The sequence below is a fragment of the Azoarcus sp. L1K30 genome, from assembly GCF_018122735.1.
GTDB lineage: Bacteria > Pseudomonadota > Gammaproteobacteria > Burkholderiales > Rhodocyclaceae > Parazoarcus.
Window position 1 is genome coordinate 1225987 of the sequence record NZ_JAGRRD010000001.1, and the last position, 23025, is coordinate 1249011.

Annotated in this window: 22 protein-coding genes; 10 read left to right on the forward strand and 12 right to left on the reverse strand. The window is 63.9% G+C overall.

Features of this window, described 5'->3' with window-relative positions; translation table 11 throughout:
* The 10 genes from J5J83_RS05450 to J5J83_RS05500 all read left to right on the forward strand — a co-directional run.
* A partial coding sequence (locus J5J83_RS05450; protein ID WP_212346355.1) for a M24 family metallopeptidase occupies positions 1–230 on the forward strand: 230 nt, incomplete at its 5' end.
* Positions 231–235: 5 nt separating this feature from the next.
* Positions 236–1228: a N(2)-acetyl-L-2,4-diaminobutanoate deacetylase DoeB gene (gene doeB / locus J5J83_RS05455; protein ID WP_212346357.1), complete on the forward strand. Its 993-nt coding sequence runs from the start codon at positions 236–238 to the stop codon at positions 1226–1228.
* A 46-nt stretch (positions 1229–1274) separates the two neighbouring features.
* Positions 1275–2453: a cystathionine gamma-synthase family protein gene (locus J5J83_RS05460; protein ID WP_212346359.1), complete on the forward strand. Its 1179-nt coding sequence runs from the start codon at positions 1275–1277 to the stop codon at positions 2451–2453.
* Positions 2454–2588: 135 nt separating this feature from the next.
* Positions 2589–4433: a dihydrolipoyl dehydrogenase gene (gene lpdA / locus J5J83_RS05465; RefSeq protein WP_212346361.1), complete on the forward strand. Its 1845-nt coding sequence runs from the start codon at positions 2589–2591 to the stop codon at positions 4431–4433.
* A 298-nt stretch (positions 4434–4731) separates the two neighbouring features.
* The gene (gene aceE / locus J5J83_RS05470) at positions 4732–7422 is read left to right on the forward strand and encodes a pyruvate dehydrogenase (acetyl-transferring), homodimeric type (RefSeq protein ID WP_212346363.1); all 2691 of its coding nucleotides are present in this window, start codon (positions 4732–4734) and stop codon (positions 7420–7422) included.
* 27 nt (positions 7423–7449) lie between these two features.
* Positions 7450–8763 carry a dihydrolipoyllysine-residue acetyltransferase gene (gene aceF / locus J5J83_RS05475; RefSeq protein WP_212346365.1) on the forward strand — a complete coding sequence of 438 codons (1314 nt, stop codon included), beginning with the start codon at positions 7450–7452 and terminating at the stop codon, positions 8761–8763.
* A gap of 144 nt (positions 8764–8907) precedes the next feature.
* Positions 8908–9564, forward strand: coding sequence for a MauM/NapG family ferredoxin-type protein (locus tag J5J83_RS05480; protein ID WP_212346368.1), 657 nt, complete (start codon positions 8908–8910; stop codon positions 9562–9564).
* The gene (gene napH / locus J5J83_RS05485; RefSeq protein WP_212346371.1) at positions 9564–10475 is read left to right on the forward strand and encodes a quinol dehydrogenase ferredoxin subunit NapH; all 912 of its coding nucleotides are present in this window, start codon (positions 9564–9566) and stop codon (positions 10473–10475) included. The genes J5J83_RS05480 and napH overlap by 1 nt, the downstream gene beginning before the upstream one ends.
* A gap of 578 nt (positions 10476–11053) precedes the next feature.
* Positions 11054–11350: a hypothetical protein gene (locus J5J83_RS05490; protein ID WP_212346374.1), complete on the forward strand. Its 297-nt coding sequence runs from the start codon at positions 11054–11056 to the stop codon at positions 11348–11350.
* Positions 11351–12385: 1035 nt separating this feature from the next.
* Complete coding sequence (locus J5J83_RS05500) at positions 12386–13117, forward strand: L,D-transpeptidase family protein (protein ID WP_212346378.1); 732 nt, start codon at positions 12386–12388, stop codon at positions 13115–13117.
* Positions 13118–13433: 316 nt separating this feature from the next.
* Here J5J83_RS05500 and J5J83_RS05505 read toward each other — a convergent pair whose 3' ends face one another.
* The 12 genes from J5J83_RS05505 to dmpE all read right to left on the reverse strand — a co-directional run bounded on the left by J5J83_RS05505 (position 13434) and on the right by dmpE (position 22923).
* Positions 13434–13934, reverse strand: a complete 501-nt coding sequence (locus tag J5J83_RS05505; RefSeq protein ID WP_212346380.1) for a hypothetical protein — start codon at positions 13932–13934, stop codon at positions 13434–13436.
* A 522-nt stretch (positions 13935–14456) separates the two neighbouring features.
* Positions 14457–15188, reverse strand: coding sequence for an anti-sigma factor (locus J5J83_RS05510; protein WP_212346382.1), 732 nt, complete (start codon positions 15186–15188; stop codon positions 14457–14459).
* Positions 15185–15754, reverse strand: a complete 570-nt coding sequence (locus tag J5J83_RS05515; RefSeq protein WP_212346385.1) for a sigma-70 family RNA polymerase sigma factor — start codon at positions 15752–15754, stop codon at positions 15185–15187. The genes J5J83_RS05510 and J5J83_RS05515 overlap by 4 nt, the downstream gene beginning before the upstream one ends.
* A gap of 208 nt (positions 15755–15962) precedes the next feature.
* Positions 15963–16367: a hypothetical protein gene (locus J5J83_RS05520; RefSeq protein WP_212346387.1), complete on the reverse strand. Its 405-nt coding sequence runs from the start codon at positions 16365–16367 to the stop codon at positions 15963–15965.
* 488 nt (positions 16368–16855) lie between these two features.
* Positions 16856–17287 (reverse strand): tautomerase family protein, encoded by a 432-nt coding sequence (locus J5J83_RS05525; protein ID WP_212346389.1) that lies wholly within the window; start codon positions 17285–17287, stop codon positions 16856–16858.
* An 18-nt stretch (positions 17288–17305) separates the two neighbouring features.
* A complete protein-coding gene (locus tag J5J83_RS05530; RefSeq protein ID WP_349251864.1) occupies positions 17306–18079 on the reverse strand; it encodes an SDR family oxidoreductase in 774 nt (257 codons plus the stop codon).
* A 26-nt stretch (positions 18080–18105) separates the two neighbouring features.
* Positions 18106–19035, reverse strand: a complete 930-nt coding sequence (locus J5J83_RS05535) for a catechol 2,3-dioxygenase (RefSeq protein WP_212346392.1) — start codon at positions 19033–19035, stop codon at positions 18106–18108.
* Between the two features lie 79 nt (positions 19036–19114).
* Positions 19115–20164, reverse strand: coding sequence for a 4-hydroxy-2-oxovalerate aldolase (gene dmpG / locus J5J83_RS05540; RefSeq protein ID WP_212346395.1), 1050 nt, complete (start codon positions 20162–20164; stop codon positions 19115–19117).
* A complete protein-coding gene (locus J5J83_RS05545) occupies positions 20164–21090 on the reverse strand; it encodes an acetaldehyde dehydrogenase (acetylating) (protein WP_212346398.1) in 927 nt (308 codons plus the stop codon). The genes dmpG and J5J83_RS05545 overlap by 1 nt, the downstream gene beginning before the upstream one ends.
* Entirely contained in the window at positions 21087–21302 is a 216-nt protein-coding gene (locus J5J83_RS05550) for a tautomerase family protein (RefSeq protein ID WP_212346402.1), read from the reverse strand. Before J5J83_RS05550 ends, J5J83_RS05545 begins: the two co-directional genes overlap by 4 nt.
* Positions 21303–21325: 23 nt before the next feature.
* Positions 21326–22129, reverse strand: coding sequence for a 2-oxo-3-hexenedioate decarboxylase (dmpH, locus tag J5J83_RS05555; RefSeq protein ID WP_212346403.1), 804 nt, complete (start codon positions 22127–22129; stop codon positions 21326–21328).
* Positions 22120–22923, reverse strand: a complete 804-nt coding sequence (dmpE, locus tag J5J83_RS05560) for a 2-oxopent-4-enoate hydratase (protein WP_212346406.1) — start codon at positions 22921–22923, stop codon at positions 22120–22122. The genes dmpH and dmpE overlap by 10 nt, the downstream gene beginning before the upstream one ends.
* Between the last annotated feature and the right edge of the window lie 102 nt (positions 22924–23025).

Genomic DNA, 23025 nt, shown 5'->3' on the forward strand with positions numbered 1-23025 from the left:
GCCGCTGCGGCTACCCGATCGGCGCCAGTTATCCGCCCGACTGGGGCGAACGCACCATGAGCCTCAGACCCGGCGACCGCACCGAACTGCGCCCCGGCATGACCTTCCACTTCATGCCCGGCATCTGGGAAGACGACTGGGGGCTCGAGATCACCGAGAGCATCCTCATCACCGACACCGGCGTCGAGACCCTGTGCAACACGCCGCGCAAACTCTTCGTCAAGGAATGAGCACGATGAAACCCTCCCCGATCAGTGCCTCGGTCGACTTCGAGCGCGACGGTGTGCAGCACGGCTTCCTGAAGCTGCCCTATTCGCGCGACGACGCCGCATGGGGTGCAGTGATGATCCCGGTCACCGTGGTCCGCAATGGTGACGGCCCCACGGCGCTCCTGACCGGCGGCAACCACGGTGACGAATACGAAGGCCCGATCGCACTCACCAAGCTCGCGACCACGCTCGCGGCCGGCGACGTGCGCGGCCGCGTGATCATCGTGCCCTTCATGAACTATCCGGCTTTCCGCGCCGGCACGCGTACCTCGCCGATCGATCGCGGCAACCTGAACCGCAGCTTTCCCGGCAAACCCGACGGCACCGTCACCGAGAAGATCGCCGACTATGTGCAGCGCCATCTGCTCCCGCTTGCCGACTACGTGCTGGACATTCACTCCGGCGGCAAGACGCTCGATTTCCTGCCTTTCGCCGCCATCCACGTGCTCGACGACAAGGACCAGCAGGCGCGCTGCGAAGCGGCGATGCAGGCCTTCAATGCGCCGTACTCGATGCGCCTGCTCGAACTCGACAGCGTCGGCATGTTCGATACCGCAGCGGAGTCGGCCGGCAAGGTCTTCGTCTCGACCGAACTGGGCGGCGGCGGCAGCGCGACCGCCCGGAGCGTCGACATCGCCGACCGCGGCGTGCGCCAGTTCCTGGTCCATGCCGGCATCTGCGCAGGAGAGATCGAACATCGCGACACCATCACCCTCGACATGCCCGACGGCGACTGCTACGTGACCAGTCTGCACGACGGCCTGCTCGAGATGTGCCGCGACCTCGGCGACCCCGTCGAACGCGACGAGGTGGTGGCGCGCGTCCATGACGTGACCCGCACCGGCCAGCCACCCGTCGAGTACCGCGCGCGCCGCGGCGGCATCCTTGCCGCGCGCCACTTTCCCGGGCTGATCGTCCGCGGCGACACCCTCGCGGTGATTGCCGAGATGCCCGCCTGACCCGTCCGCGACCGCACCCGAAACACCATCCCAAGGAGAATCAAACATGAGCGAATACGAACATGCAGGCACTGGCGCAGTATGGGCTGGCGAAGAACACCTCTTTGCCGAGAATGCCATCTGCCTGCCGGTCTATAACTCGGTCACCTTCGGCTATGACGACATGGAGGAATGGCACCAGGTCGGCATGGGCAAGAAAAAGGGCCACATCTACTCGCGCAACACCAACCCCACGGTGCGTCCGCTCGAAGAGAAGATCCGCATCATGGACGGCGGCGAGGAAGCCACCAGTTTTTCCACCGGCATGGCGGCGATCAGCAACACCCTGTTCGCGCTGCTCGCCCCCGGCGAGCGCGTGGTGGCGATCAAGGACACCTACGGCGGCTCGAACAAGATCTTCATCAAGTTCCTGCCGCGAATGAATGTCGACGTATGCCTGGTCGACACCAGCGATTTCGACGCCATCGAGCGCGAGGTGAAAAAGGGCTGCAAGGTCCTTTACCTCGAGACGCCGACCAACCCGACGCTGAAGATCGTCGACATCGAGCGCCTCGCCAAGGTGGCCCACGACAATGGTGCCATCGTCGTGGTCGACAACACCTTCGCCACGCCGATCAACCAGCGTCCGATCAGCCTGGGCGCCGACATCGTCGTCTACAGCGCCACCAAGTACCTCAACGGCCACTCGGACGTCATGGGCGGGCTGGCCGTGGGCAGGAAGGAACTGATCGACCAGATCTTCCACTACCGCGAGATCACCGGCGCCACCCTGCACCCGCAATCGGCCTACATGATCCTGCGCGGCATGAAGACGCTGGAGCTGCGCATCGCGCGCCACAATGAAAACGCAATGAAGGTCGCCACCTTCCTGTCGCAGCACCCGAAGGTCGACCAGGTCTTCTACCCGGGGCTGGAGACACACCTCAACCACGACATCGCCAAGAAGCAGATGCGCGGCTTCGGCGGCATGCTGAGCTTCTCCCTGAAGGGCGGCTTCAACAACGTGGTGACCGTGCTGGAAAACCTGAAGTACGCGCACAAGGCCGCCAGCCTGGGCTCGGTCGGCACCCTCGTCGGACCGCCGCGCACCACCAGCCATGTCGAGCTGACCGAGCAGGAACGTGCCAACGCCGGCATCCCGGAAAGCCTGATCCGCTATTCGGCCGGTATCGAGAATGGCGACGACCTGATCGCCGACCTCGAGCAGGCGCTCGCCAGGATCTGAGACGCAGACCACCGCGTTTCCGATCGATTCGAGCCCCGCGGCGCCCACTGCCTCGCTGCAGGCGGGCGCCGCGGGCGCATTCTCCCCTCGCAGACACGCCGGGCGGCGTCCGTTCGCCCGCATGGAGACGTCGCAATGAGTCAGATAGTTGAAGTGAAGGTGCCCGATATCGGCGACTTCCCCGAAGTGCCGGTGATCGAACTGTTCGTGAAGGTCGGCGACAGCATCGCTGTCGACGACGCGATCTGCACCCTGGAATCCGACAAGGCCACCATGGACGTCCCCTCGCCGGCCGCCGGCGTGGTCAGGGGCGTCAAGGTCGCACTTGGCGACAAGGTCAGCGAAGGCACAGTGCTGCTGGAACTCGAAACCTCCGGGACAGCGTCTCCTCCCCTTCAAGGGGAGGGACAGGGTGGGGACGGGGTCAAAGCGGCCGCAGGCAAGACCCCTCCCCCTGCCGGTCTCCCCCTCGAAGGGGGTGGGACTGCCGCCGCACCCGCGGCCGTCAGCCCTGCGGGAGCATACGCAGGTCCGGCCGACATCGAGTGCGACATGCTAGTGCTCGGCGCCGGGCCCGGCGGCTATTCGGGCGCCTTCCGCGCCGCCGACCTCGGACTCGCGACGGTCATCGTGGAGCGCTACGCGACCCTCGGCGGCGTGTGCCTGAACGTCGGCTGCATCCCTTCCAAGGCCTTGCTGCATGTGGCCCAGGTGATGGATGAAGCCGAACACATGAGCAGCACCGGCGTGAGCTTCGCCAGGCCGGCGGTCGATGTCGACATGCTGCGCAAACACAAGGACGGCGTGATCGGCAAACTCACCGGCGGCCTCGCCGGCATGGCCAAGGCGCGCAAGGTGGATGTCGTGCGCGGCTGCGGGCGCTTCCTCGACCCCCACCACGTGGAAGTCGACCTCACCTCGGGCGATGGCCAGGACAGGACCGGCGAGAAAAAGCTCATCCGCTTCAAGCAATGCATCATCGCGGCCGGTTCGGCCCCCGTGCATCTGCCCTTCATGCCGGAAGACCCGCGCATCGTGGACTCGACCGGCGCACTCGAACTGCGCTTCATGCCGCAGAAGATGCTGGTCATCGGCGGCGGCATCATCGGGCTCGAGATGGCCACGGTCTACTCGGCGCTAGGCAGCCGCATCGACGTCGTCGAGATGCTCGACGGCCTGATGCAGGGGCCGGACCGTGATGCGGTCAAGGTGTGGGAGAAGCAGAACATCAAGCGCTTCGACAAGGTCATGCTCAAGACCAGGACGGTTGCTGTGGAGGCCAGGGAAGATGGCCTGCATGTGCGCTTCGAGGGCGACCAGGCCCCGCAGGCACCCCAGCGCTACGACATGATCCTGCAGTCGGCCGGGCGCAGCCCCAACGGCAACAGGATCGGCGCCGACAAGGCCGGTGTGGCGGTCGGCGAGCGCGGCTTCATTCCGGTCGATGCGCAGATGCGCACCAATGTGCCGCACATCTTCGCCATCGGCGACATCGTCGGACAACCGATGCTGGCCCACAAGGCGGTGCACGAGGCTCATGTGGCCGCCGAAGTCGCCGCAGGCCAGAAATCAGCTTTCGAGGCGACCGTGATCCCGAGCGTGGCCTACACCCATCCGGAAGTCGCCTGGGTCGGCTACACCGAAGCCCAGGCCAGGGCCGAGGGCAGGAAGATCGACATCGCCAAGTTCCCTTGGGCGGCCTCGGGACGGGCGATCGCCAACGGCGCCGACTACGGTTTCACGAAACTGATCTTCGATGCGTCGGAAAACGGCGGCCACCGCGTGATCGGCGGCACCATCATCGGCCCTTCGGCGGGCGACATGATCGGCGAAGTATGCCTGGCCATCGAGATGGGCGCGGACGCAGTCGATATCGGCAAGACCATCCACCCCCACCCGACGCTTGGCGAAACCATCGGCATGGCGGCCGAAGTGGCGCACGGCTCCTGCACCGACGTGCCGCCGCTGCGCAAGAAGTAAGGGCGCCGACGGCGCCTTGCCAAGGGTGTTGCGGCGCCCTTTGCCCGCACAGCATCCTTGCCGCAATCGGGCCGCGGGAATGGCGCGCATGGCCCTCAGGCCCCGGCGTCTGGCCCGGCGCGCGACTCACGAGCTGGCGACACCTACGTGTCGCCGGCCGTAAAAGGACACTCCACGTAGTGTCCTAGGTCATTCGTCCAGGCATCCCACCCCCCCTAAACTGCATTTCACAAACCGATCGCGCCAACGGCCTGCCCCGCATCGCGAAGCCCGAGTTGACACCAAAGGAAACGCGCTCATGACACACAACCCGTCGCCCATGAATCTGAATACCGGCTCCGACAATGATGCGGACGAGACCCGCGACTGGCTCGACAGCCTTGCCGAAGTCGTCGAGCGCGACGGTCTCAGCCGCGCCGAGTATCTGGTTGGCCGCCTGATCGAATCCGGCCGTCGCGCCGGTGGCCGTTTCCACACCCGGCACACCACCCCCTACCGCAACACCATCGGCGTCGATGCGCAGCCGCCCTACCCCGGCGACATCGACATGGAGGCCCGAATCACCGCCATCCACCGCTGGAATGCGCTGGCCATGGTGTCGCGCGCCAATAAGGCACATGCCGAACTCGGTGGTCACATCGCGACCTATGCATCGATCGCGGATTTGTTCGAGGTCGGCTTCAACCACTTCTTCCGCGGCCGCACCGAGGCGCATCCGGGTGACCTGGTCTATTTTCAGGCGCACGCCTCGCCAGGCGTGTACGCACGCGCCTTCCTCGAAGGCCGTCTGTCCGAAGACCGCCTCGAGCACTTCCGCCGCGAAGTGTCGGGCGGCATCGGTCGTGGCCTGTCGTCCTATCCGCATCCCACGCTGATGCCCGATTTCTGGCAGTTCCCGACCGGCTCGATGGGACTCGGCCTGATCAGTGCGATCTATCAGGCGCGCTTCCAGCGCTACCAGACGCACCGCGGCATTGCCGCGCCGAGCGACCGTCGGGTGTGGGCCTTCGTCGGCGACGGCGAGATGGACGAGCCCGAATCGCTGGCCGGCATTTCGCTGGCCGCCCGCGAGCAGCTCGACAACATGGTGCTGGTGGTCAACTGCAACCTGCAGCGGCTCGACGGCCCGGTGCGCGGCAACGGCAACGTGGTGCAGGAGCTCGAGACCCTGTTCGCCGGTGCGGGCTGGAATGTCATCAAGTGCCTGTGGGGCAGCAACTGGGACGTGCTGTTTGCCCGCGACCGCGAAGGCTGGATCCTCAAGCGCATGGCCGAGGCCGTGGATGGCGAGTTCCAGAAGCTCTCGGCCACCGACGGTCACTACAACCGCGAACATTTCTTCTCGCGCTACCCGGAGCTGGCCGCGCTGGTCGCCAACATGTCCGACCAGGAGATCGACTCGCTCAAGCGCGGCGGACACGATCCCAGCAAGATCTACGCAGCCTACGCCGCCGCGGCCGCCCATCGCGGCCAGCCGACGGTGATTCTTGCGCAGACGACCAAGGGCTACGGCATGGGTGCGTCGGGCCAGGGCGCCAACACCTCGCACCAGACCAAGAAACTCGCCCGTGCCGACCTCGAACGTTTCCGCGAGCGCTTCGGCCTGCCGCTGTCCGACCAGGACCTGGATGAACTGCGCTACTTCCATCCCGGCGAGAACAGCCCGGAGCTGCGCTACCTGCAGGCGCGCCGCGCCGCCCTTGGCGGCTACGTGCCCACGCGCAACCGCGAAGCCAAACCCATCACCCTGTCGCAACCCGATCTCTACGTGCCCTTCCACGCCGACTCGGGCGAGCGCGAGATCTCGACCACGATGACGCTGGTGCGCTTGCTCAACAAGCTGATGCGCGACAGCCAGCTCGGCCCGCGCATCGTGCCGGTGGTTGCCGACGAGGCCCGTACCTTCGGCATGCAGGACATGTTCCGCCAGTTCGGCATCTACTCGCCCTGGGGCCAGCAATACACGCCGCAGGACAGCGACCAGCTCGCCTTCTACCGTGAGGACGTGAAGGGTCAGATCCTTGAGGAAGGCATCACCGAGGCCGGTTCGATGGCATCGTGGATCGCGGCCGGCACCGCTTACTCGCACAGTGACGAGCCGATGCTGCCGTTCTACATCTTCTACTCGATGTTCGGCTTCCAGCGCGTCGCCGATCTGATCTGGAACGCGGCCGACTCGCAGGCACGCGGTTTCCTGCTCGGCGCCACTGCCGGACGTACCACGCTGTCGGGCGAAGGCCTGCAGCACGAGGACGGCCAGAGCCACATCTACGCGGCAACGATTCCGACCTGCCGCGCCTACGATCCGGCCTTCGGCTACGAAGTGGCGGTGATCGTCGAGGATGGCGTGCGGCGGATGATGAGCGAGGCCGACAACGGCTTCTACTACATCACCCTGTACAACGAAAATTACGCCCAGCCGGCGATGCCGGTCGGTGCCGAGGAAGGCATTCGCCGCGGTCTCTATCGGCTGCGCAGCGCCCCGGCCGACGACCGCCCGCGCGTCCAGCTCATCGGTAGCGGCAGCATTCTGCGCCAGGTGATCGCTGCGGCCGACCTGCTCGAACAGGATTTCGGTATCGCCGCCGACGTCTGGAGTGCCACCAGCTTTGGCGAACTGCGCAAGGACGGCATCGACTGCGATCGCTGGAACCTGCTTCATCCGGACGCGCCGCGGCGCGAACCCTGGGTCACGACCCAGCTCGCCGGTCATGGGCCGGTGGTGGCAGCCACCGATTTCGTGCGCAGCTATGCCGACCTGATCCGCAACTGGGTGCCGGGCCGCTACACCGTGCTCGGCACCGACGGCTTCGGACGTTCGGACACCCGGGTGGCACTGCGCGACTTCTTCGAAGTGGATGCCCGTTACATCGCCCTCGCCGCGATCCAGAGCCTGGTGAGCGACGGTGCGCTGCCCGCAGACCGCCTCGACGGCCTGGTCAAGCGCCTCGGCATCGACGCCGACAAACCCAGCCCACTCGGCTGCTGAGCCCACAATCGACATCAGGAAACCGATATGACCCAAGCCCTGGAAGTCTTTGTCCCGGACATCGGCGACTACAGCGACGTGCCGGTGATCGAGGTGCTGGTTCAAGCCGGCGACGCGATCAAGGCCGACGAACCGATCGTCACCCTCGAATCAGACAAGGCAACGATGGACGTGCCCGCACCGCAGGACGGCATCGTTCGCGAAGTGCTGGTGAAGGTGGGTGACCGCTTGTCCGAAGGCAGTCTGCTGATCCGCATGGATGCCGCCGACGCACCTGCTGCCGCCCCCGCGGTCCCCGTCGACACGAGCACGCCGACATCGACGCCCAGCGCGCCGCAGTCGCCGCCGCCGGCCGCTCCACCAGCACCCGCGCAAACGGCTGCGCCGGTGGCCCCCGGACCCGCGCCCCTCCCGCCCGGCGGCAAGGTGCACGCCAGCCCTTCGGTCCGGTACTACGGCCGCGCGCTCGGCGTCGATCTCGCAACGGTGCGACCGAGCGGTCGCAACGGCCGGATCACGCGCGAGGACGTCACCGCCCATGTCAAGGCGTCGATGCAATCGGGCGTCGTGCCCGGCAAGACCCCGGCCGCAAGCGGCGGTGGGATCGACCTGTTGCCATGGCCCAAGGTCGATTTCGCCAAATTCGGTCCCGTCGAATCGATGCCGCTGTCGCGCATCAAGAAGATCTCGGGTGCAAACCTGTCGCGCAACGCCATCGTGATTCCGCACGTCACCAATTTCGACGAAGCCGACATCACCGATCTCGAGGCCTTCCGCATCGCCCTCAACAAGGAAAACGAGAAGAGCGGCAAGAAGCTCACCATGCTCGCCTTCCTGATCAAGGCCTGCGTCTCGGCGCTGCGCAAGTTCCCCGAATTCAACGCCAGCCTCGACGGTGAGAATCTGGTCTACAAGCGCTACTTCCACGTCGCGTTTGCTGCCGACACGCCCAATGGCCTTGTCGTACCCGTCATTCGCGATGCCGACCGCAAGGGTCTCTACGACATTGCCGCGGAGGCCGCCGAACTGGCGAAAAAAGCGCGCGACGGCAAGCTCGGCCCGACAGACATGGCCGGCGGCTGCTTCACGGTATCGAGTCTGGGCGGCATCGGCGGCACGGGCTTCACGCCCATCATCAACGCCCCTGAAGTTGCCATTCTCGGCGTCACGCGGGCACAGACCAAACCGGTCTGGGACGGCAAGCAGTTCGTGCCACGGCTGATCCTGCCACTGTGCCTGTCATGGGATCACCGCGTCGTCGACGGCGTCCTCGCCGCACGCTTCCTGGTGCATCTGCAACAACTGCTCGGCGACTTCCGGCGCATCAGTCTGGACGGGTGACCACGCCTCGCCCCGCTGCGGAACAGCAGGGCGGTCCGCGACGGGGCGGGGCCGGATTGCCGAATCGGGCTAACGGTCGCACGGGCGGTGTTTCTATAATCAATCGATGAGAAACGCTGTCGTGCGCGCCGACGCGGGATCGCCATGAGCACCGCCGGGCGGCGCCAATTCATCGGCCAGTGCGTGGGTCTGCTGGGCTCGGGCGGCATCATGGCAGCGCTGCTGGCAACCGCCACACGACTGGCCGAGGCCCTGCCGGCTTGGGCACTGCGCCCGCCCGGCGCGCTACCCGAGGACGACTTCAGCGCGGCCTGCCTGCGCTGCGGACTGTGCGTACGCGCCTGTCCATTCGACATCCTGCATCTCGCCCACATCGACGACGGGGTCACGCTGGGAACACCCTATTTCGTCGCCCGCCAGCGCGCCTGCGAGATGTGCGTCGACATTCCCTGCGCCGTGTCCTGTCCAACGGATGCACTTACCGTGCCGAAGGCCGGCATCGGCGCCGCGCGCATGGGCTTGGCGCGAATGACCGGTCCGGACACCTGCTACAGCATCAACGGCACCGCCCAGTGCGGCGCCTGCTATCTGGCCTGCCCGATCAAGGACGCCGCGATCACCATGGCGCCACGCCGGGCAGGCGCCCGGCTGTATTTCGAGCCCACGGTCAATGCGGCACACTGCACCGGTTGCGGCAAATGCGAACAGGCCTGCGTAACCCGGGAAGCCTCGATCAAGGTGTTGCCGATCGGCCTGGCTCGCCACGACCGCCACGGGGTGTCGCGGCGGGGGGCCGGCTGATGCCGCGCCGCGGCTGGCTCGTTCGCCACCGCTGGCTGCTGCTGCGCCGACTGGCCCAACTGGGACTGCTGGCCGCTTTCCTCGCCGGTCCATGGTTCGGGGTGTGGATACTCAGCGGCGATCTGGCGTCCAGCGTGCTGTTCGACACGCTGCCCCTCACCGACCCGCTCGTGCTGCTGCAGGCGCTGGTCGCTGGCCACGGGGCGCAATGGGCAGCCCTGTCGGGGGGCGCGCTGGTGCTGCTGGCCTACACCGTCCTGGGCGGGCGCAGCTACTGCGCCTGGGTATGCCCGCTAAGTCTGGTCACCGATCTGGCGGCCGGCCTGCGCCGATGGATCGGCCTCGGCCGAGGCTGGCAGATACGGCGCCAGACCCGCCGCCTCGTGCTGGCCGCGGTACTTGTCGCCTCGGCGGCGTCGGGTACGCTGGTGTGGGAGTGGATCAACCCGATCACCATGCTGCAACGGGGGATCCTGTTTGGCATGGGTGCTGGTTGGGCGCTGATCCTGGCGGTGTTCGTGTTCGATCTGGCGGTGAGCGCACACGGCTGGTGTGGCCACCTGTGTCCGGTCGGCGCCTTCTACGGCCTTGTCGGACGCGTTGCCCGGGTCCGCGTCAATGCCGCCGCACGCACGCACTGCACCGATTGCGGCGACTGCTTCCGCATCTGCCCGGAGCCGCAGGTGATCGCCCCGGCCCTCAAGCCGGCCAGCCCGGATGCATCGCCGGTGATCCTCGACGGAGACTGCCTCAATTGCGGCCGTTGCCTCGATGTGTGCGAGGAGGATGTGTTTACGTTCGGCACCCGCCACGCCACCGTGCCGCTACGCGGCCCCGGCAACGATCACCACGCACGAGACACCCTGCGCAGCCCAGTGCTCGACCAGGGGCCGCCAGACCACGATCGATGACTGCGCGGACACCGGTAGTCGAGGAGCACTGAGCACGGAGCCAATCCCAGCATCACCCGGCAGCGGGTAGCCCGGGTCGAGCCGCTCCTGCGCACGAACCAACTCGCGAAAGCGCGCCACCTTGGCCCGCCCCCCATGCGCTATATCGCTACCAAGATCATCGACGCCAAACCGAAAAAATGCCCCCAAGCCGCCGTGTCTTCACCAGTTCGTCCTTTCATGTCGTCAGGGTAAAGGTTGAAAACAAGTTGTATGAGAAGTCCGCACGACGTAGCATCCTCAGCGCGGACGTAAAAATGCATATGTATTTGAATGTGAAACCGCAGTTATGACGATATGGAGAAGCCGGGACAGAAGAAAGTCCGGGCTGTCGAATCCTGGCACATCGCGTGGCCGGCTGGGTGCTTGGCTGACCGAGGCGCCAGCGGTTTCCACGAAGTTTGTGAAACCTGAGGTTGCTTTCAGGGGTGAAAAGCGTTTTTCATGGCTCTCTCGACTGACATTCTGTTCATGCTGAAGGGGTAGTCCTGGTAGCCCTGAGAATGAAGCAGTACTGTAGCAATCGTCGCTGTCCTGCCATGGAATACCGTATCAACGAGGAGCTCATGACGAAAGGGATATGGATTCAAGATTCTGCTCGTGCGACATCAGTGAAAGGTGCGCGTATCGAAGTTTCGAACCACAAGAGGGTCAATTCCTCACATGCTGATCGGACAATACCGGCAAACAATCAGGGCATCGTGTCGCTCGATACAATCAAGCCCGGCACATACAACCTTCGGGTTATTGCCCAATGGCATGAACCGCTATCGCTCATCAAGGTGGAGATCACCAAGGATGCAATACAGTTTTCCGAAACTCGCATGGAGCCGTAACAGCACAGCCCAAACGCCTTGGTGAGCGCATCGCGCAGTTTGCCTATCATACGGCTTCGAGCGGTTGACCATCTCACATTCGATGGCGAGCAACTATGTTGGCGTAAGGGAGGTCATTCCGAGCAGTGCTGGTCGGCTGTTTCCGGTCGGGAAGGCTACCAAAGCGGCGCACAGCAGACGGTCAAGGATAAAGGACCACTCCCTGAAGGACGGTGGAGTGTTCGGCAATCCGAATACCAGAAGATGCCGGACCGTCGTTTCGTAGAGAAAATTGCTGCAGAACTGGGTAGAACAGCATGGCCAGGAGGTGAAAGCGCTTGGGGCAGGCATCGAGTTTGGCTGCATCCGGAGCCAGGGACAATAACGTATGGGCGAAGTGGCTTCTCGATTCACGGCGGCGACACCCCAGGCTCAGCAGGGTGTATCGACCTTATCGGTAGCGTAGCAGAGTTTGCCCAACGCTTCGAAAGCCACGGCGAAGATCTATTGCTCGACGTGCAGTATGGTGACTGAATTGACCATGCTTCGTGCATTGAATGTCATTTTACTGTCGCTATTGGTATGCAGCCTCGCGTTGTCCGGCTACACCCTGGTTGACTATCTTGTAGCTCATGACCAGTTCCGATTTGGCACCGAAGTTGCGGGATGGCGATACCATACCAAGTGGCATTATGTTGGGTTGGCTGTGGGCGAAGGGCTCGTTGCGCTATTAGGGATCGTCGGTGGGTACTTCATAGCTTCGCTAAGAGCGCGGGTCGTGTTGTTGCTTGGCGTCCTCGGAGCGCTCGTTGTTATTCATGCGGTGTAATTCAAGGTGAATATTGTTCTTGTCTAGACCAGAGAATTGTTCTGAGGTGGGCTTATTCCGGGCCTGGTAAGCGAAACCAGCCCGGCAACCAAGGGCAATTTCGGGTTAGGCGATGCACGCGTCGGCATGGAGATTGTGACGGCTCTCAGGAGATGGGTGCAGTCAGGAGGATCCGACCGAACGCAGAAGGCGCGCGAGCCGAGTCAGAACGATTGTTCAGGTGAATCATGGTTTACCCCTTTTTTTCGCAGCGCTTCGCGCTTTTGCTGCTTCTGCTTCTGCTCCTGCTCGGAGGCGCATTTTTCCACTTCGGAAGGTCCCTTTGGGTTCCCATGTACTACAGGTTGGTCGGCCACCGTTCCGTGGACGGGGTCATTGCGAAGTACGGTCCTGGGGCGGAAGCTCGACTTCAGGATGCATTTCGGGCGGTCGACGTTGACTATCCTCCTGCGTCCTTGGCCTTCCTGGCGTTCAAAGAAGAGAAGCGGCTCGAGGTATGGGCATCAAGGCAGCGCCAGTGGGTGCTTGTCTCCACATACCTCATCAAGGGAATCAGCGGGAAGGCTGGACCGAAGCTGCGGGAAGGCGACAGGCAGGTTCCTGAAGGGATCTACAAGCTGGAGGGATTGAATCCGAACAGCAGCTTTCACCTGTCCATGAAGATCAACTATCCGAACGCCTTCGACCTGAAGCACGCAACGTTGGACGGCCGCACGACGCCAGGTGGCAACATCTTCATACATGGCGGGGCATTGTCGGTCGGCTGCCTTGCCATGGGTGACGACGCCATAGAAGAACTGTTTGTGCTGACCCATCGGGTTGGAGTTAGCAGTGTAAAGGTGGTCATCGCGCCTAGTGATCTGCGACGCGGGGCCTCGCCATCGCTATCAGGGCCAGGCTGGCTACCCGAACTGTATGGGCACATACGAACCGAACTTTCCGAGTTCAAGCCCCACTGAGCTCCGCTCCATTGCTCGGCAACGATCACGATGCGGTCGACCAGCGCGCCGATGGAGGCCAGTTCGGCTAATTGGACTTGCAGCTCATCAGTCATGCGACATCCATGCCGATGAGGTGGCTGGAATGGAGGTCGCCGCACATGGTCTCGGTAGGCTCAAAGCGCAGGGAATGGACCGCTCGGTCTTGCTGTCATTCTCCGGGGCAGAGAACTTCTGTGCCCGAGCCGTCCGCCTTCTAAACAACGAGCCTGCCACCGTGCTGTGGAGCGAGACCCCGCGCGCGGGGTCGCACGGACTTCAGGCGAGCCCCAGGATGTCAGCGATCGGTCGAATTGCTGGCGCTGAACGGCCAGTCGTCAAGGACGTGGGCCGGGTGCTTGTCGATGATGTCGGTATGCTCGACCAGTTCGAAGGCATTGAGCTGCAGATTGATGTGCCACCAGAGGAAGGACGAGATGCAATCGGTCATGTTGCATTGGGTCAGGTCGACGGCCTGGGTGCTGCCGGTGCCGATCAGATCGATCACACGTCCGCAATGACGCGGCTTCCAGAGCGGATGGCCCTCCAGCGCGGAAACATGTTCGGCGAGTGTCATCAAGGTGCCGACTGGCAGGTTAAAGGCGACCCAGGTCGCCTTGTCCTCAATGCAGGTGTCGGCCAATGTCTGGCACTCGTTTTCGCGATAGTCGCAGGTGCGTAGGGTGTAGCTTTGGCTGTTCCAGTTGCCGTCGCGATAGAGCAGCACGGTTCCGCTGGGCAAGGCGGGCGGAGCGCTCGAAGGCGCCGGAAGCGCGCCGTCCTGATTCGAATCCATCATTTTCGATGTTCCTTCAAGTGAGACCCAAGCTTGAGAAAATGGGCCGGCGCATGGAGGCGTGAAGTTCCACCCAAGTAGCCGTTCCATACACTGAACGGCAAAACACGCGATCTGGATGCAGCGAACGCGACAGAATTTTCCGGGCGCGGCGACGGCGCCCGAAAGGCTGCGAAGCGGGCTTGGCCTATTGGGTCTTTAATCCGGCCTTCGAGCTGAGTGGGCCGGCGAATCAGGACGGCCTTCCGATCACGGGATTGCTGTGCCTGTTTCTGGCAGATGCGGTGCGGGCTCAGGCAAGGAAAGCGACGCAGCATCGCCTGGAAGCGCACTACGGCGGTCGTTGATCTTGCCCTGACGCATGTCGCGCGACTCGATGGCTCGTGCAAACACCTCGAGCCCTTCGACGCAGGAAGTGAAGAGAAATCAAAACGCCCCGGTGACCGGGGCAACCCGCGGATCGCCTCGCTTGTTTCCGTCAGAACGACAGGCGCCCGGCGAAGATAAGCGAGGCCAGTCGCCAGGTCACTTCCAGATCTTGCCGCAAAGACCGCGGTAGACAAATGGCTGGGTGGGCTGCCCGGGTGGCGGTTGGTCCGATTCGATGGACACTGCCAACTCCAGCGCCGGGAAGAAGGCCTCTTCCGCCGGCTGGGAGAGGCTCATGTGCAGGATCTCGCCGGGGATTGCAGCAGGTAAGGCCCCCAGGGCTGTCGGCACGCCATCTTTGTCGATACGCCACAAATGCAGATGATGACCCGCCGGTACCGGCAAAGCGGTGACCACCTTCAGATCGACTATCGTGCCGCGCCGCAGGCTCGAGACGATGAGGCCGGGATTGCCTTGCGGCGTGGCAAGCACGCCCACATAGCTTTCAGGCAACTGCATCGCCGTCGGAGACGTCTGCACGTACTGCTGCCAGGCGATCGGCAAGCTCAAGCCGAGCACCAGACCCATGGCCAGTGCGCCCACCGGGACGGGTGCGAGCCATCGCTGCCACCAGCGCTTGGGCGAGGCCGCTACGTTCAGCTCGAGCGTGTCGGCCAGACGCGTCCACGACCCTGCGGAAAGTGTCTGCGGTGGCAGGGACAAGGCCAGCGGCAGGGCGCGCTCCGCCCATTGAGATACGATCTGCGCCACGTCGGGGCGCTGCGCCATGACCTTCTCGAAACGCCGACGCACACGTGCGCTCATGGTCCCCATGACATAGTTGGCGGCCAGGGCTTCGTTCGTCTTCGGATGCATGTACCAATTCATGCCTGCCCCTCCATGCACAGCTTGAGGCCATTGAGGCTGCGCCTGATCCAGGCCTTGACCGTACCCAGCGGACGCTGCAGGCGGGCCGAAATCTCGATATGGGTCAAGCCTTCGAAGTAGCCCAGCAATACCGCCTGACGTGGCCACTCATCGAGTGCGCGCAGGCAGCGCTGCATGACATGGTCGCCCTCGATCTCCAGCAACTGGGTCAGCGGCGAAGCCGACTCGTCTTCGACATCATGCTGATGCTCTTCGCCCGCTTCGTCCTTCCAGCTCAAGGGGGTGGTGGGCTGCAGCTTGCGCACTGCGTCGATGGCCCGGTGGCGGGTCACCACGCAGAGCCAGGACAGCGTCAGTGCTTGCCCGGCCATTCGCCCCTCGCTTTGCTTCCACAGGGTGACCAGCACTTCCTGTACGACGTCTTCGGCCAGCGCCCGGTCTTGTGTGACGCGCATGGCAATGGCCAGCAGACGGCTGCCTACCAGGTCATGAAGTGCACGAAAGGCGGATTGGTCTCCGAGCGCAATGCGGGCCAGCAAGTCGGCGGTCGTGTTCGCGATATCCATCGTAACTATCACATCACTCGGGTCATGAAAATGCACACTGGATGTGCGGCGAGCTGGCCAGCGACTTTCCGGGCCCCGCACTGTTCATCTGCAGACGTATCTTACGGCAGTAGAGGCAAAGGGGAACCGCGCGCGGAAGGACTCGCGCGCAGGATTCCCGATCCGGCACGCGAGTCCTTTGATGGTGGGACAGTGATGTGCGGAGGCCTCAGTAATACGAAGACGAAACCGGCGCTGCTGCGGGCGCGGGTCGGACCAGGTGCCAGACATCGCCGCTGCCATCACCGTTGCGCTCGCCGGGCTTGGCATCGCCTGCGAAGTAGTACAGCGGCTTGCCCTTCCATGCCCATTGCTTGCGCTCGCCTTGCTCAAAGCGCTTGGCTGCTTCGGAAACGCTGGTGCCGGGCTGAACGTCGCCCGTGTAAGCCGGCCAGGCTTTCAGGCAAGCACCTTCGCAATGGCTCTTGAAGGCTTCGTCCTTGTCGAAGACGTACAGGCTGCGACCGGCCGGGTCGGTGACGATGCCATCACGAATCACCGGATTGGCGAGTACAGCGGTGCTCGCGGCCAGGGTCATCAGCGCGCTGAGGAGATGGGTCGATGTGCGTTTCATGTTCTTATCCTGTGAATGTGGAGGGTTGAAGTTCAGGCCAAGAGACCTGTTCCACACACAGAACGGAACGCCGTGCGATATGGATGCAAGAGGCGCAGAAAAAATTTCTGCATACGAGCGCTGGAATGGGTGGTCTGGTCCAACCACCATCGACTACTTGCACCCATCGGCCATATCCCACCTGATAAGGCGGAGGCAAACTATCGGGGTCGTCATCCAGATGAAGGTCGTGAGGAAGGTGGCCTCACCCTCAAGCCAGCCGCGGGGGAATAGCGCGGTCGATCTATTGCGCGTCGCATGTGCAGACCGTTCCGCCCCATCTGTTCATTGGGCACAAGAACGATCGAGGCACGCATGCGACACCATTGAATCCGGACAAAAGAGCCCCTTCGCGCCCATTCGGACGCAAAGGGGTAAGAAACCGACCGACGCTCGGGTTCGGGAGAGGTCAGTGCCGGCCGGGGAGGGAGAAACGAATTGGGCGCCGACTAAGGCCTTGTCGCTTGCCCGGCCACCGTACGCGCGTCCACTTCAGCCTTGCGCGCTGCGCTGGCGGGAATACCGCCGATCCCCCAGTCCTCGGGCGCGACCTGCCGGCATTCACCGCGCACCATCTCGCGGCTGACACCGAGAATCTCGACCAGCAAACGCGTGAAGCCCTCTAGCAGACGGTGGCGCTGGTCGACGGGACGGCCCGCGAGGACGATGAAATCGAAGTACGGTGCGTGCCCCGTGACGAAGGTGGCAAGCTCGCCGCCCACGGCGAAACGGCCTGTCGGATGGGCAGTGATGAAGGCGCGGATGCGATCTATCGGCGCATCGAGCACTTCAGCGTAGAGACGACATGCTGCCAGCAGGAGCTGCTCTTCCTGTGCTGGCGTGCTCGCGCCTTCGAGCAGATGGAAATGGACGATCGGCATGTTGGCGCTCCTCTCGGTTCAAGGCAGACCGCGGCGGCGGCCGGAGTCGAGCATCAGCGTCGAGCCGGTCATGGCATCGGCACAGGGGTCGAGCAGCATCGCGACCGCCCAGGCCACCTGTTCCGGGGTGGTGAAAGCGCCGATGGACGACTCTTCCTTCAGTTCTTCCAGCACCGCATCGATACTGCAGCCGCGCTGTTCGGCACGGCCTCTGGCGACGTTGCGCAAGCGCTCGGTATCGGCTGGCCCGGGCGCGATGACATGCGCGGTGATGCCGCGTGGCCCGTAGGCCAGACTCAGTTGCCGTGACACGTTCACCAGGGCCGCGTTGGCGACACCCGCCGACGCGGCATAGGCGGTCGGCTCCAGACCGTAGTGCCCGCCGATGGAGATGATGCGGCTACCACGACTGAAGTGTTCGTCCGCCGCGCGGGTCAGGCGCAGCAGACCGCCGACCTTGATGTTCACCGCGTCCACCATGGTGGCGGTCGGCGCCACCAGAATGCCGCCGGCCACGCCCACCCCGGGGCCATGGACTACCGCGCGCACCGGGCGGTCGAGCACTTCCTTGATCGATGCGATGGACGAATCGTCGGAGATATCGGCCACGCAGATGCCAATGCTCGATTGGCGCGCCTGCAGTTCGGCCAGCGAATCGGCGCTGCGCGCCACGGCGATGACCTTGAGGCCCGCATCGACCAGACGATCGACCATGCTGTTGCCGAAAGCGCCGGTAGCGCCCACCACCACGGCGATTTCCTTGCGATCCGCGTTGTTCTGAATGTTATTCACGGTGTTCTCCGTTTCTCGTGCTCGTATCAGGTGGTGACGCCCAGAAAACTCTCGGGCACGTGCAACGACTGCGAGAACGCGGCCAGGCCGAGGTGATCCATGGTCCAGGTCAGCCTGGGGCTGTCCGGGTAGCGGGTGTGGCCACCGGTGAAGATCTCGTTGCGGTTGCCCGACGGGTCGAAGAAATAGATGGTTTTCACCGCCGTGATGCCGTGACGGTCGTTCTGTTCGATAGGCACGCCATACTTGCCCATCAGGTCGCCGGCGTACACATGGTCTTCAGTGGAGTTCAGGCGGAAAGACGCATGGTGAAAGCGGTCCGGCTCGGGATGGACGCCGAAGGCGATGTCATGGGCACGAGAGGAGCAGCTCAGGAAGGTCAGGATCTGGTTGCCGCCCGGCACGTCCACCAGCTCTTCGGCCAGGTCGAATTCGAACACCTCGGTGAACAGGCGCACGTTGTCTGGCATGTTGGGGCCGAGGATGAACAGGTGATCGAGCCCGTCGATGCGCATGCCGCGGATGACGCCCTCGTCGGGAATCGTGCCCGGGTTCATCTCACCCAGAGTATTGCCCACCAACGCCTTTTCGGCATACAGGTGCATCTCCTGGCCGGTGGGAATGCGGAACTTGATGCGCCGCCCGCTCTTGGGATAGACACCGGCAGCCACGTTTTCCACTTCGATGCCGAAGGCTTCGAGCTTGCCTTGTAGTTCGGTCAGGGTGGCGTCGTCGAACACCTTGTAGGCAAAGTGGTCGAGGCCGGCGCGATCTGTCTCGCGCAGCACCACGCTGTGGTGGTCCTTCTCGTTCCACGCCTTGAAATAGACCTTGCCCTCGGCGTCGGTCATCATTTCATGCAGGCCCATGTACTTGCCGTAGTGCTGTCTGGCTTCCGCCATGTCGAGCACGCGGATCTGGACTTCGCCCAGGCGAAGGATGCCTCTCATTGCCATTGTCTTGTCTCCAGTATCTGGGGTGATGCGGCCCGCCTGCGTGGGCGGGCCGTCGTTATCCAGCCGAGCGGTCTCGGCCTTATGCCACGTCTTTCAACAGGCCGCGCTGCTTGGCCATGGTCATGGCGGTGTCGATGATCATGTCTTCCTGTCCGCCGATCATCTTCTTGCGGCCCAGCTCGACCAGCACGTCGCGCGCCGGCACGCCGAAACGTTCGGCCGCGCGCTTGGCGTGCAGCAGGAAGGTGGAATACACGCCGGCGAAACCCAGCGTGAGCGAATCGCGATCGACACGGACCATGTGGTCCATCATCGGCACGATGACCTCTTCGGCCACATCCATGAGCTTGAACAGATCGACGCCGGTCTCGATGCCCATGCGGTCGCACACGGCGAGGAAGACTTCCAGCGGCGTGTTGCCGGCACCGGCGCCCAGACCGGCCACCGAACCATCGATGCGGCTGGCGCCGGCTTCGATGGCGGCGATGGAGTTGGCGATGCCCATGCCCATGTTGTGATGGCCGTGGAAGCCGATCTCGGTCTCGGGCTTGAGCACGTCGCGCAGCGCCTTGACGCGCGCCTTCACATCCTCGGGCAGCATGTAGCCGGCAGAGTCGGTCACATAGACCGTCTGTGCACCGTAGCTTTCCATCAGCTTGCCCTGCGCGGCGATGCCCTTGGCGTCGTTGAGGTGAGCCATCATCAGGAAGCCGGTGGTGTCCATGCCCAGCTTGCGGCAGTAGGCGATGTGCTGCGGCGACGTATCGGCCTCGGTGCAGTGGGTGGCCACGTGCACGCTGCGGGCACCGGCCTCGTAGGCGGCCTGCAGTTCGCGCATGGTGCCCAGGCCGGGGATCAGCAATACCGAGATTCTGGTCTGCTTGACCGCGGCGGCGACGGCGCCGATGTATTCCTCGTTGCTGGCCAGGGCGAAACCATGCTGCAGGGAGTTGCCGCCCATGCCGGCACCGTGGGTGACCTGGATGTAGGGCACACCGGCGCCATCCAGCGCGGTGGCGACCTTGACCATTTGCTCGACGCTGATCTGCTCGCGCTTGGCATGCATGCCGTCGCGCAGGCACATGTCGTGAAGAATGACCTTGCGGCCCTTGAGACTGTTCTCGCTCATCACGCGGCCTCCACGGCTTTGAGTTGAATCTTGCCGGCGAGGATTTCCTCGGCGAACATTTCGGCGGTGCGGCAGGCCGCGGCGGTCATGATGTCCAGGTTGCCGGCGTAGGTGGGCAGGTAGTCGCCCAGGCCCGCCACTTCCATGAACACCGCCACACGGTGGCCTTGTGGCACTTCGTCGAACACCGGGCCGTTGACCAGCTTGTAGCCGGGTACGTATTTCTGCACCTCGCCGATCATCTTGAGAACCGACTCGATGATCTTCGATTGATCCGGCTTCTCGTCGGTCAGGCAGTAGATGGTGTTGCGCATGATCATCGGCGGCTCCGCCGGATTGATGATGGCCAGCGCCTTGCCCTTGCGCGCCCCGCCCACCTTTTCGATGGCGTTCGAGGTGGTGTAGGTGAATTCGTCGAGGTTGGCGCGGGTGCCCGGGCCGACCGACTTCGAAGACAGCGAGGCGATGATCTCGGCGTACCCCACGCTCTGCACCTGGGCTACGGCATTGACGATGGGGATTGTCGCCTGACCGGCGCAGGAGATCATGTTGACGTTCATCTCGACCTTGTCGGCATGCTGGCGCAGGTTCACCGGCGGTACGCACAGCGGACCGATGGCCGCCGGCGTGAGGTCGATCATCATCACGCCCAGTTCATTGAGCTTGCGGCTGTTTTCCGCATGCACATAGGCACTGGTGGCGTCGAAGGCGATCTGGATGTTGTCGTCGAGCACATGTGGCAGCAGGCCGTCCACACCCTCGGCGGTGGTCTTGAGACCCATGTCGCGGGCGCGCGCCAAGCCCTCGGAAGTCGGATCGATGCCGACCATCCACACCGGCTCCAGCACCGGGCTGCGCTGGATCTTGTAGATCAGGTCGGTGCCGATGTTGCCCGAGCCGATCAGCGCACAGCGGATCTTCTTCATTGTGGTGTCTCCTCGGCCCGTGCAGCCGCGCGCTGGGCCATGGTCTTGCCGGCGACGTAGAAGCCGTCGTCGGCGTGTTCGGTAATGAGAATGCGGACAGTGTCCGGGCTGCAGGTCAGACTGGCGGCGACGGCCTCGGTCACCGCCGCAGCGACCCTGTTCTTCTGCTCGGTCGTGCGACCGACCATCATGTGCATCTCGATGATTGGCATGGCGTCTATCTCTCTTTTCGGGGTTATTCGACGAAGCGCATCGACACGCTGCCCAGTTCCTGGAAGCGGGCGACGATACTGTCGCCGGGCTTCACCGCCACCGCCTCGGTAATGCCGCCGCTCATCACGAAGCTGCCCGCGGGCAGCTCCTCGCCCAGATCGGCAAGGATGTTGACCAGCATCGCGATCGCCTCCGCGGGATGGCCCAGCACGGCAGCCGATGCGCCCATGGTGACGATCTCGCCGTTCTTCTCCATCACCACGCCGAGCGTGCGCAGGTCGAGCTCCTCCACATAGCGCGCACGGCCGCCGCCAACGAAGCGCGCAGACGAACCGTTGTCGGCTACCACGCTCTCGAGGTCGAACTTGAAACCCGAAAAGCGCGAATCGATGACCTCCACCGCGGGCAATACGTAGTCGGTCGCCGCCAGCACCTCGTCGCGGGTACAGTTCGGCCCCCGCAGCGTCTTCTTCATGACGAACGCCACTTCGCATTCGACCCGCGGATGCACCAGGTCAGCAGTGGAGATCGCCGAATTCTCGGGCCGTGCCATGCGGTCGGTCAGGAAGCCGATGGACGGTACGCTCACGCCCATCTGCTGCATCTTGGCCTTCGAGGTCAGCCCCGCCTTCCAGCCCACCAGCCTGTGGCCCTGGGCCAGGAAGCGACGGCGCAGCTCGGACTGCACGGCGTAGCCGTCGCCCATGGTCATGCCCGGATATTCATCCGTCAGCTTGGGAATTGCGTAGGCGCGCGTCTGCGCCCCTTCCACACGCTCGCACAGGCGAACGATGTCTTCACGCGACAGGGTGACGTTCATGCGCATGCTGCACTCCTCCCGGAGAATTTCACCCGGCAGCTGCCGAGCCCGCCGACAGTGCACACCAGTTCGTCGCCATCCACCACCGGCACCAGGGCCGATTGCGAACCGGACAGGATCACCTCGCCGGCCTTGAACGGAATGCCGAGCTCGCCCAGCGTGTTGGCCAGCCAGGCGACCGCGTTGGCGGGCGAGCCCTGCACCGCGGCACCAACCCCGGTCGAATGCAGCTCGCCGTTCTTCTCCAGCACCATGCCGGCCAGCGTGATATCGAGCCTGCGCGGATCGCCCCGGGTGTTGCCCAGTACATAGACGCCGCATGAGGCGTTGTCCGCCACCGTATCCTGGATCTTGATCTTCCAGTCGGTGATGCGCGAATCGACGATCTCGAAGCACGGCACCACGTAGTCGGTGGCGCGGATCACGTCCATCGCGGTCACGCCCGGCCCCTGCAGATCGGCCTTCAACACGAAGGCGAGTTCGGCCTCGGCCTTGGGCTGGATCAGCGCGCTCAGGTCGATGGTGTCGCCTTCCCGGTAGACCATGCCCGAGGTGAGCTGGCCGAAATCGGGCTGGAACACGCCGAGAAAATCCTGCACCGGCTTGCTGGTGACCCCGATCTTCTTGCCCACGATGCTCTCGCCTGCCACCACGCGGCGTTCGATGAAACGCAGCTGGATGCGATAGGCATCAGCCAGCGTGATGTCCGGCTCGCGTTCGAGCAGCGGCGGCACGGTGCGGCGCTCGCGCCAGGCGGCGTAGAGCTCGTCGCCGTATTTGTGGATGGTTTCGTCGTTCATTCGTCACTCACCGTCAGGTCATATTCAGCGCTGAAAGCTGTGAAGCAAGCGTCGCGAGCAGACCCGAGCTTGGGACGAGAAGCGCAGCCGTACAAAGGTACG